This window comes from Halanaerobium polyolivorans (genome assembly GCF_020711195.1).
In the GTDB taxonomy this organism is placed as follows: Bacteria; Bacillota; Halanaerobiia; order Halanaerobiales; family Halanaerobiaceae; genus Halanaerobium; species Halanaerobium polyolivorans.
This window is the reverse complement of the sequence record NZ_JAJFAT010000011.1, coordinates 88,863-98,749: the sequence shown is the minus strand read 5'-3', so window position 1 is coordinate 98,749 and position 9,887 is coordinate 88,863. Positions and strand designations below refer to the sequence as shown.

Annotated in this window: 12 protein-coding genes and 1 riboswitch; of the genes, 10 read left to right on the top strand and 2 right to left on the bottom strand. The window is 31.8% G+C overall.

Features of this window, described 5'->3' with window-relative positions:
* Positions 1-183 precede the first annotated feature (183 nt).
* Genes LJ207_RS08915 through LJ207_RS08905 form a run of 3 tightly spaced genes read left to right on the top strand, consistent with a single transcriptional unit; the run spans position 184 to position 1,720 of the window.
* Positions 184-585, top strand: a complete 402-nt coding sequence (locus tag LJ207_RS08915; protein WP_229346146.1) for an arsenate reductase ArsC — start codon at positions 184-186, stop codon at positions 583-585.
* A 13-nt stretch (positions 586-598) separates the two neighbouring features.
* Positions 599-1,231 (top strand): hypothetical protein, encoded by a 633-nt coding sequence (locus LJ207_RS08910; protein ID WP_229346145.1) that lies wholly within the window; start codon positions 599-601, stop codon positions 1,229-1,231.
* A 27-nt stretch (positions 1,232-1,258) separates the two neighbouring features.
* Complete coding sequence (locus tag LJ207_RS08905) at positions 1,259-1,720, top strand: S1 RNA-binding domain-containing protein (protein WP_229346144.1); 462 nt, start codon at positions 1,259-1,261, stop codon at positions 1,718-1,720.
* Between the two features lie 89 nt (positions 1,721-1,809).
* On the opposite strand, the gene LJ207_RS08900 is transcribed toward LJ207_RS08905, so the two are convergent.
* Positions 1,810-2,205 carry a secondary thiamine-phosphate synthase enzyme YjbQ gene (locus LJ207_RS08900; protein ID WP_229346143.1) on the bottom strand — a complete coding sequence of 132 codons (396 nt, stop codon included), beginning with the start codon at positions 2,203-2,205 and terminating at the stop codon, positions 1,810-1,812.
* Between the two features lie 242 nt (positions 2,206-2,447).
* Positions 2,448-2,575: riboswitch (cyclic di-AMP (ydaO/yuaA leader) on the top strand.
* A gap of 112 nt (positions 2,576-2,687) precedes the next feature.
* Here LJ207_RS08900 and LJ207_RS08895 point away from each other — a divergent pair.
* The 7 genes from LJ207_RS08895 (at position 2,688) to LJ207_RS08865 (ending at position 8,744) form a co-directional block, all read left to right on the top strand.
* Positions 2,688-4,532 (top strand): sensor histidine kinase, encoded by a 1,845-nt coding sequence (locus LJ207_RS08895; RefSeq protein ID WP_229346142.1) that lies wholly within the window; start codon positions 2,688-2,690, stop codon positions 4,530-4,532.
* Positions 4,525-4,905: a response regulator transcription factor gene (locus LJ207_RS08890; RefSeq protein ID WP_229346141.1), complete on the top strand. Its 381-nt coding sequence runs from the start codon at positions 4,525-4,527 to the stop codon at positions 4,903-4,905. The genes LJ207_RS08895 and LJ207_RS08890 overlap by 8 nt, the downstream gene beginning before the upstream one ends.
* Entirely contained in the window at positions 4,898-5,593 is a 696-nt protein-coding gene (locus LJ207_RS08885) for a response regulator (protein ID WP_229346140.1), read from the top strand. The genes LJ207_RS08890 and LJ207_RS08885 overlap by 8 nt, the downstream gene beginning before the upstream one ends.
* Positions 5,594-5,992 carry a potassium channel family protein gene (locus tag LJ207_RS08880; protein ID WP_229346139.1) on the top strand — a complete coding sequence of 133 codons (399 nt, stop codon included), beginning with the start codon at positions 5,594-5,596 and terminating at the stop codon, positions 5,990-5,992.
* 17 nt (positions 5,993-6,009) lie between these two features.
* Positions 6,010-6,669, top strand: coding sequence for a potassium channel family protein (locus LJ207_RS08875; RefSeq protein WP_229346138.1), 660 nt, complete (start codon positions 6,010-6,012; stop codon positions 6,667-6,669).
* Positions 6,670-6,671: 2 nt separating this feature from the next.
* Positions 6,672-8,156, top strand: coding sequence for a TrkH family potassium uptake protein (locus LJ207_RS08870; RefSeq protein ID WP_229346137.1), 1,485 nt, complete (start codon positions 6,672-6,674; stop codon positions 8,154-8,156).
* A 222-nt stretch (positions 8,157-8,378) separates the two neighbouring features.
* Positions 8,379-8,744, top strand: coding sequence for an RrF2 family transcriptional regulator (locus LJ207_RS08865; RefSeq protein ID WP_229346136.1), 366 nt, complete (start codon positions 8,379-8,381; stop codon positions 8,742-8,744).
* A 54-nt stretch (positions 8,745-8,798) separates the two neighbouring features.
* Here LJ207_RS08865 and cysK read toward each other — a convergent pair whose 3' ends face one another.
* Positions 8,799-9,719 carry a cysteine synthase A gene (gene cysK / locus LJ207_RS08860; RefSeq protein ID WP_229346135.1) on the bottom strand — a complete coding sequence of 307 codons (921 nt, stop codon included), beginning with the start codon at positions 9,717-9,719 and terminating at the stop codon, positions 8,799-8,801.
* Positions 9,720-9,887 lie beyond the last annotated feature (168 nt).

Here is a 9,887-nt window from a genome sequence, read left to right as displayed (position 1 = left end):
GAGCAATAAAAGCATTAGCTTTTTAAAAAATATATAAGGGAGTCTTATCTCATTTCCAAAAGTTATTTGACACAATCCTTTGCCCCACTTTTCTTGACAATTTTTTAACTATAGTCTATCATTTAAGTATGAATTAGTATTATATACTTTTAATTCACCAATAATATTCAAGGAGATGAAATAATGAAATATAAAGTTGCTTTTGTTTGTATTGGTAATTCCTGCCGCAGTCAAATGGCTGAAGGATTTGCTAGAGCCTATGGTAGTGATGTGCTCGATGTCTACAGTGCAGGGACCGATCCTGCTGATGCCGTTAAAGAAAATGCTGTTAAAGCAATGGAGGAAGTCGGGATAGATATTAGTGATCATCAGCCAAAATTATTAGAAGATATTCCTTCAGAATTGGATATTCTAATAACTATGGGTTGTGGAGTAGAATGTCCCTATTTACCCTGTAAATTTAGAGAGGACTGGGGACTTGAAGATCCAGCCGGTAAAGCGATTGAGGTTTTTAGAGCGACTAGGGAGATTATTAATGGCAAAGTAAAAACACTAATCAAAAAAGTAAGAAATGGAGAAATATAAATACCCATAAGAGGTGGTAAAAATAAAATTTATCTATGAGGTTGAAACTAGATTTAATTTTAAAGATGAAGCTGAAGCATATAAAACCCTACCTTTTTTAAAAAAAGTTTTAAAGACAGAACTAGAATGGGAAACTCTGCACTTTGGTCCAGAGCTTTTTAGGGAAGATATAGTATTAAGAGTAAGCAGAACAAATTTTGCCGAACATGAACTACAGAGTCTTGCTTATAAAGAAACAGATATAGGTGAAATAATTAATATTCGGCGTGAATATAGTGAGAAAATTTCTGAAAGCTTTGCTGATAGTGAAATAATAAATATTTTGGGTGGAAATAGGGCTGTTAAAAATAGAGAAGATATTATTGAAGAAATAGAAAAGCTAGGACATAAAAGATTTATGTCATTTAACGGCAAAAGTTTTGTTGGAGATTATAAATCCTTTAATCTGAAATTAATGTATACTGAGCAGATAAGATATCCAGTCCTGCTTGAAATAGAAAAAGCAGCTGCTGATCTTAAAGAAGCAAAAATGATGGCCAAAGAATTACTTGACTTTGTCCAAGCTTATGATCTGAGAAAGAGAATGATAACTAAAGAACCACCAACTTTACTTTATGAAGAAAATTTTAAAGACGTAATTTCTTAATTAATATATTATTTGAGGTGTAAAAATATGAGCAGTGAAGAAATGAATAAAAGATCTATTGAAGAAGAACCAGAAAATGTTGAATTTAGTGAAGGAGACGAAGTTCAAATAAAGGTTGATCAATTTACTGACTTAGGAATTAAAGCTATTATTAATAATAAGTATTATGGACTTGTTTATAATAATGATATTTATAAGGATTTAGAAATTGGGGATGAAACTACTGCCTATATCAAAAAGATCAGGGATGACAATAGAATTGATCTTAGTTTAAGAAAAATCGGTTATGGCAGGATTGAAGATGCTAAAGAAAAGATTTTAAAAACTCTAAAAAATGAAGGTGGATTTTTAGCTCTAAACGATAATAGTTCACCAGAGGAGATTAAAGAAAAACTTGAAATGAGTAAGGGAAGTTTTAAAAAGGCAATTGGGGGACTTTATAAAGAAAGAATCATTGATATAACAGATAAAGGAATTAAAATTAAGTAATTTAACTAAAAAAGAAAAGGGATTCCAGACATTAATGCCTGGAATCCCTTTCTACATATATTTATAAACTATAAACTGGACTCAAGTAATTACTTATCTGCCATAACCTTAACAACAACTTCTCTAGTTCTAGGCCCATAAAATTCGCCAAGATAAATATCCTGATTGTCTCCTAAGAGAATTTCGCCATCTTCGATTATAAAGTTCTGATCAACACCAAAATAACTAGCTTTTAGATGGGCAGATGAAGAATCTCCTTCTAGATGTCCATAGTCATCATCCAGTTTGTTTATTTCGTAAACTATATCTCTTGTTATACCAGCACCACTATTCCCAATGATTGTCACAGCAGCAGTTGTGTGAGGAACATAAACCTGCAGTAAACCTGAATCAGCATCAGCTTCCTCAACAACATTCAAGATCTGATCTGTGATCTTAATAAATTCAACTTCCTCTGCAGTTTCAACTGTAAAACTTTTTAACATAATTAGCCTCCTTTTTTAACCTTAAGTCAAAATCAAAAGTAAAACTAATACTGTTAAAAGAGTTCATTTTGCTTTAATTATTCTTAATATTGATTATAACAACTCTAATTCAAAAAATCAAATTTGGAAATAAATAGCACAAAAAAGAGTTTGAATTTGATAATAAAGTTTGTTTTTTTAAAAAAAGCGTGTTAAAATATGTTCAAGTAAAGAATTAAATTATTAATTATTATTAAAAATAGAATAAATTGTTGTCTAATCTCATTTTGAGAGCGGAGGACCCAATTTTTTGGGGCGAATCTATTTTTTAGATGAAGACCTTTTACTTCAAGCCCGTCAGCTAACTTCGTAGACATTATTAAAGGACAGACTGCCTGTCAAAGGTATGTGTTTTTTTGTTTATAAATATTCACTACAGTCTATCTGTGGTGTTTTTTTATTTTGAGTAAAGAATTTACATTGAAAGAGAGGCGATTTAAGTTATGAAAATAAATACTTTAAAAGGTAAAATAATATTAGGTTTTGCGGTAATGGTTATCATATTGACCGGGGTAGTTGTCTGGAGTGTTTATAATTTTGAAATATTATCTGAAGCAATTAATAACATAATGGTAGAGAACTATCAAAGTATTACAGCAAGTGATAGTATGGTTGAAGCTATCGAAAGACAAGATAGTGCACTTTTGATGATGTTAAGAACACCTGAAGAAGAGCAAGGTCTGGAAGGACAAGAAATATTTAGGCGGAATCAACGCGAATTTTACAGCTGGTTGGCAAGAGCAGAAGATAATATTACAATCGAAGGTGAAGGGGATATTATAAATAAGATAAGTGAAAATTATTATACCTTTATTTCTATTTTTGATAATTTCTATAATGCAGATGAGGCAGATAGGTGGGAGATATATAATCAAGAATTACTGCCTGTTTTTATGGAAACAAAGAATGAAATTAGGGAGTTAAGAGAAATAAATAGACAGGAGATGGTTAGTGCACAGCAGAGTGCTAATAGCAGAGCCAATCAAGCGATAATATATACAATTATTTTAGCCCTGGGTGTAACCGGTTTTTTTCTGATTTTTGCTTATTATTTAACTCAGCAGATATTAAATCCGATAAAAGAACTGCAAAAGGGTATAAAGAAGGTTGCAGAAAGGAACTTCCAGCAAAAGGTAGAAGTTGCTTCTGAGGATGAGATAGGAGTTTTAGCAGATGAATTTAATAAAATGATAACAAAATTACGTGAATATGAAAAAATAAATGTTAAAAAAATATTGATGGAAAAAGAAAAATCAGAAGCTATTGTAAATAATCTCTCCAGCCCTTTAATTGTAACTGATCAAGATCACAATATAGTTTTAATTAATGAAAGTGCAAAAAATCTCTTTTCTATTAATAATGATGTTATAGATATGCATTTTTTAGAAGTTATTAATTCAGAGAGGCTTTTCGACTTTATTAAAAAACCAGAAGACAATCAAAAAAATAATACAATTGTGATGGAAAAAGAAAATAAAGAAAAACATTTTAGGGTTTCTACTAAAAGAGTGTTAAATAATGAAGAAAAATATCAATTTACTGTAACATTACTAGAAGACATAACCAGATTAAAAGAGATAGATAATATGAAATCAGAGTTTGTTTCTACAGTTTCTCATGAATTCAGAACTCCATTAACATCTATGAACATGGGTTTGAATATGGTAATAAATGAAGATACTGGTGAGCTAAATGAAGAACAAAAGGAATTGTTAGAAGCTGCATACGAAGATGTAGAAAGGTTAACAGAATTAGTTAATGATCTGCTTGATTTATCTAAAATTGAATCAGGAAAGATTGAAATGGACTTCAGTAAAACAGATGTTAATAATATTATAGAAAAAACATTAGAACCATTTTATAAGCAGGCTGAAGAAAAGGGTATTGAATTAGTTTTTGAAAAAGAAGAAGAAAATATTCAGGCCTGGGCAGATCCAAGTAAAATTAGTTGGGTTATTTCTAACCTGATAGGTAATGCGCTTAGATATGTTGAAGAAGGGAGAATTAAGGTTGGTGCAGAAGTAAAAGGTAGAAGAATATTAGTATCAGTAGATGATGATGGTCCAGGAATTCCTAAAGAATATCAGTATAAAATATTTGAGAAATTTGTGAGGGCAGGTAATGACAAAGAAGAAAAAAGTGGAACAGGCCTGGGTCTTGCTATCGCCAAAGAAATTATTGAAGCTCATAATGGAAGAATCTGGGTCGAGAGTGAAGAAGGAGAGGGCTCAAAGTTCAGTTTTTATATAACCCGTTTTGGTTATCAGGAGGAAGAGAATAATGGCTAAAATTTTAGTAGTAGATGATGAAAAAAATATTAGATTAGTTGTTGGCAAAAGCCTTGAAAAGGCTGGTTATGAAGTTATTTATGCAGTTGATGGTGTAGAAGCCGTAGAAAAAGCTAATGGGTATGATTTAAATCTTATATTATTAGATTTAAGATTACCCAAAATGAATGGGTTTTTGGTATTAGAAGCATTAAAAAGTGATGCAGCTACAGAGGGTATACCTGTTATAATTTTGTCTGCACTTTCATCAGAAGATGATATCCAAAAGGTTATTTCGCTGGGGGCTGAAGATTTTTTAGTTAAGCCAATTAGCCAGAGTGATTTATTACTTGCTGTAGAAGAAAATATAAAGGAGGAAGTCAGTGATGAATAAAAAAGTATTGTTAATTGATGATGAAAAAAATATCCGTTTAACTTTAAAAACTGCTTTATCAAAAGCCGGGTATGAGGTTGAAACAGCAGTTAATGGAGAAGATGGATTAACTAAAGTTAAAGAAGATGATTTTCCGGTTATTCTACTTGATATGAAAATGCCGGGGATGGATGGCATTCAATTTCTAAAGGAAATCAATAATGAAGATATAAGTACAAAGGTGATCATGATTACAGGTTATGGTAGTGTAGAAACTGCTGTTGAAACATTAAAACTTGGGGCTGTAGATTATTTAAGAAAACCATTTAAACCAGAAGAAATAATAGGGATTGTTGAAGATGTTTTTAAACGTTATGAAATGGAAAGTTCAGAAAAAGAAGTTGAGACTTTTGAGGATTATATTACCATGGCAAAAAATGCTATTAACAAAAGAGATTTCTCTAAAGCAAAAGAAATGCTGAAAAAAGCTACTTCAGAAGACTCCGAAAAGCCGGAGCCATTTAATTTACTTGGGATTATTTATGAAATGCAGCACAAACAGGCTGAGGCTATGAAAATGTATAGAGCTGCTCTGGCTTTAGATCCTTCTTATAAGCCTGCAAATGATAATATTGAAAGGGCAGGCGAAAGTATTGGCTCCATTGATTTAGATAATATGAATCTTGGAGATAATGAGGAGGTTGAATAAATGTTTATTGTTATCATAGGTTCTGGTAGAACAGGTTCCCTTTTGGCAGGGAGCCTGTCGCGTTCCGGCCATGAAGTTGTTGTTGTTGAAAAGGATCCTGCTTCTTTTGGGCTTTTACCGGTTGATTTTTCGGGTTTTGAAATTGAAGGAGATGCTATGGAAAATGAAGTCTTAAAAGAAGCTAAAATCGAATCGGCAGATTTAATTATAGTTACCACTGGTGATGATCAGATAAATTATTTAATTACTCAGATGGCAAAAATTAATTTTGATGTGCCGAGAATAATGGTCAGAACTATTAATCCAGATGTAGAAAGAATGTATAGAAATGAAAACAGAATTGAGATTTTTTCTCAGATATCTCTTTTGGCGGATAAAATATTAAGTAAAATTGATTAATGAGGAGTGGTTAGGTAGTGGATATAATATTGGTAGGTGGAGGTAAATTAATTTATCATCTTGCTAAAAAATTAATTTCAAAAGGGCACTTTATCACAATAATTAATAAAGACCGCAAATTAGCAGAAGACCTTTCTAAAGAAATAAATGGGACTATTGTTTGTGGTGATGCAACAGAAAGTGAAGTTTTAGATGATGCTGGAGCCCATAAGGCAGAGGTTTTAGTTGCATTAACTCAAAAAGATCATAATAATTTGTTTATTTGTAAAATGGCAAAAGATTATTTTGCTATAAATAGGACAACTGCTCTGGTCAATAACCCTGATAATGAGCATTTATTTAATGAATTAGGTATTTCAGGTATATTTAATATTACCGATCTTTTTAGCTCTTTAATCGAACAAAGTATTTCTACTGATGATATAACCAATTTAACAATGATTGAAGATGGAAAGTTAAGTATTTTTGCAGTAGAGGTGGACCCGAATTCTATGGCAGCAGGTAAGGAAATAAAAGAGATAGATCTCCCCTTAAGCATAGTCTTAGGAGGTATTATTAGAAATGGGAAAATGATGATTCCACGAGGTGGTTCAACTATTGAAGCAGGAGATAAAGTTGTTATTATTTCTCTGCCTAAAGAACAAGCAGAAGCCATAAAGGTATTTGGTGGTGAATAAGCATGAATTATAAAAATCTCTTAATTTCAAGATACTTTCTGATTTTTAAATATACTGGTATGATAATCATGCTTGCTGGTGCTGCAATTATTTCACCATTAATATTTTTAACAGTTTATACCGAAGAGGCACATCTTGCAGTGCATTTTTTGGGAGCAGGAGGGGCAGCTTTACTGGCTGGAGCTCTACTATATTTTTATGGTGTCAAAAACAAAAAAGAAGATGTAGAACTTTCATTAAATGAGGGTAGTATAATTGTTATATTTTCCTGGATAGGTGCGATAATCTTTTCTGCTATTCCTTTTATAACAATCTTAGATATGAGTTTAAGTCATTCTATTTTTGAAGTTGTTAGTGGCTGGACTACAACTGGATTATCTTTGGTTGATGTGACAGAAGCTCCTAATCTTATTTTGATTTGGCGCAGTATTATGCAGTTTTTTGGTGGTGCTGGCTTAGCTGTTATTGCTCTTTCTTCTCTACTACCAGTCCACGGAATGGGTTTATATATGGCAGAGGCTAGAAGTGATAAGCTCTTACCTCATGTAAAAAGATCAACAATGATGATTATGAAAATTTATAGCTTTTATACTCTGGCTGGAGTATTTTTGTATTACATATCAGGGATGCCATTATTTGATTCAATAAACCATTCAATGGCTGCAATTTCTACCGGTGGTTTTTCTACTCAGGTTGATAGTATCGGTCATTATAATAACCTGCAGATAGAAATAGTAACAATTGTTTTAATGTTTTTAGGTACAATTAACTTTGCAACTCATTATACTTTGCTGAAAGGTAAAATAAAAACTTTTTTTAAAAATGCAGAAATTAGATTTATGATTAGCTCCTTATTACTTTTAACTCCGATTATAATGTTTTTCTCTTTAAATGTATTTTATCCCACTTTGGGAGAAAACTTCAGAATCTCTTTTTTTCAATTGGTGACAGCAATATCTACTACAGGTTTTTCTACAATTTCTTTTGCAGGCTGGCCTGTTTTTGCTAACTTTATTATAATACTTCTGATGTTGGTTGGTGGTGGAACCGGATCTACAGCTGGTGGTATTAAACAGTACAGAATTTATTTGATCTTCAAATCTATTTATTGGGAAATAAAGGAACAATTTCTACCAAGGAGAAATATCAGTAGTAATTATCTTTGGAGAGGAGAAAACAAGTTTTACATAAAAAGTGAACATGTTAAAAGAGTTGCTAATTATATTATGCTTTATATCTTCACTTTTTTTGTTGGGGTTGCCATACATACTGCTTATGGTTATTCTCTTTTAGATAGTATGTTTGAATTTGGCTCTGCTTTAGGTACAGTTGGACTTTCAATAGGCTTGATTTCAACTGAGGCTCCTCTTGGTATAATTTGGACTCAAACCCTGGGTATGTTTCTGGGTAGATTGGAATTCTTGATTATTTTATATGCAGGTATCAAGTTATTTAAAGATGGTATTTATATTGTCAAAAATGACTAAATAGCTAATAGATTTGTTTTCTCTAATCTTTAATCTTTAAAATTTTAAAACTGATAAGATAACAGCTGCTTCTAAATGTTCAATCTTAATGCACAAATATAAAAGAGAAGAAGAATAAAGAGCTTTAAGGGTTGAAGATTGATTCCTTCCCTTAAATATAATATAATTTTATTTAAGAATTAATATAATTTATCGGCTAGAAATAAAGGTGAGGTGTATTTAATGGAAATTTCAGAGAAACAAAATATATCTGAAAGATATTTAGAGCAGTTATTTGCAAAATTAAAAAAAGCTGATTTAGCAAAAAGTGTTAGGGGAGCTTATGGTGGTTATCTTTTAAATCAAACCCCTGAGGAAATTACAGCTGCCGATATTTTGAAAGTTTTAGAAGGTCCAGTTATTTCAGAGAAAAGTCCTGATAAAATCAGCTCTGAAGCTGCAATATATAAAACCGCTGCTTATGAAGTATGGAATGGTTTAGAAGATCTTATTTTTGAGCATTTAGCTTCAATAACTCTGGCAGATTTAAGCAAAAGAACAGCTGAAATAAAGGCCAATAATAGTGATGGTTATATTTATCATATTTAATGACATTTAACACCCCCTAGTTTAAACTAGGGGGTTAAATATTTTTTAAGAGTTTTAATCAGAAAAATAATTTTGACTTAAATATCTTTCCCCATTATCAGCTGCAATTGCTAATACTTTTTTACCTTTTCCTAATTCTTTTGCAACTTTTATTGCAGTCCAGGCAGCTGCACCGGAAGATGGCCCTAATAATAAACCTTCTTTGGAGGCGAGTAGTCCTGTCATTTCAATTACTTCTTGATCAGATATTTCAAAGACCTTATCATAAATACTGGTATTTAAGTTTTTTGGGATAAAACCTGGACCAGTTCCTGGTATCTTATGCTTTCCTGCTTTGCCACCACTTAAAACAGGCGAATTTTTAGATTCAACTGTATATATTTTTAAATCTTTTAGTTTTTCTTTGAGCTTTTCTCCGGTACCAGTTATAGTTCCACCTGTACCTGCACTGGCTACAAAAGCATCTAATTGATAGTCAAGCTGCTCAAGTATCTCAAGGGCAGTGCTCTGGCGGTGAGCATCAGGATTAGCAGGGTTTGTAAATTGATTGACTATAAATGAGTTAGCTATATTTTCATTAAGTGATTTAGCTTTATCAATTGCTCCCTGCATTAGCTTTTCTGAAGGGGTTAATATAACCTCTGCTCCATATGCTTTTAAGATTTTGATCCTTTCTTCAGAAACACTGTCAGGCATTATAATTATACAATTATATCCTTCAGCGGCAGCAACCATTGCTAAACCAATTCCAGTATTGCCGCTTGTGGCTTCTATAATTGTACCTCTTTTTTTTAACTTGCTATTTTTTTGGGCAGTTTTTATCATATTAAAAGCAGGTCTATCTTTAACACTTCCACCTGGATTAAAATATTCCAGTTTAAGGTAAACTTCAGCTGAGTCTTGGTCAAGAAGATTCCTTAACTTAACAATAGGAGTTTTACCTATCAACTCGGTAATATTATTAACTTTTCTCATCTTAACCACCTTTATTTTATTATATTTAAATAGAAGAGATCTACAAAGCCATCAAGGTCAGAGTCATTATTTATAAAGCCTAATTCTGCTTCCATTTTAGCAGACCAGGGTTTTGAAAGCACTACTGCTTATATTATAACAGTAATTATCGTTAAATGAAATAATTCA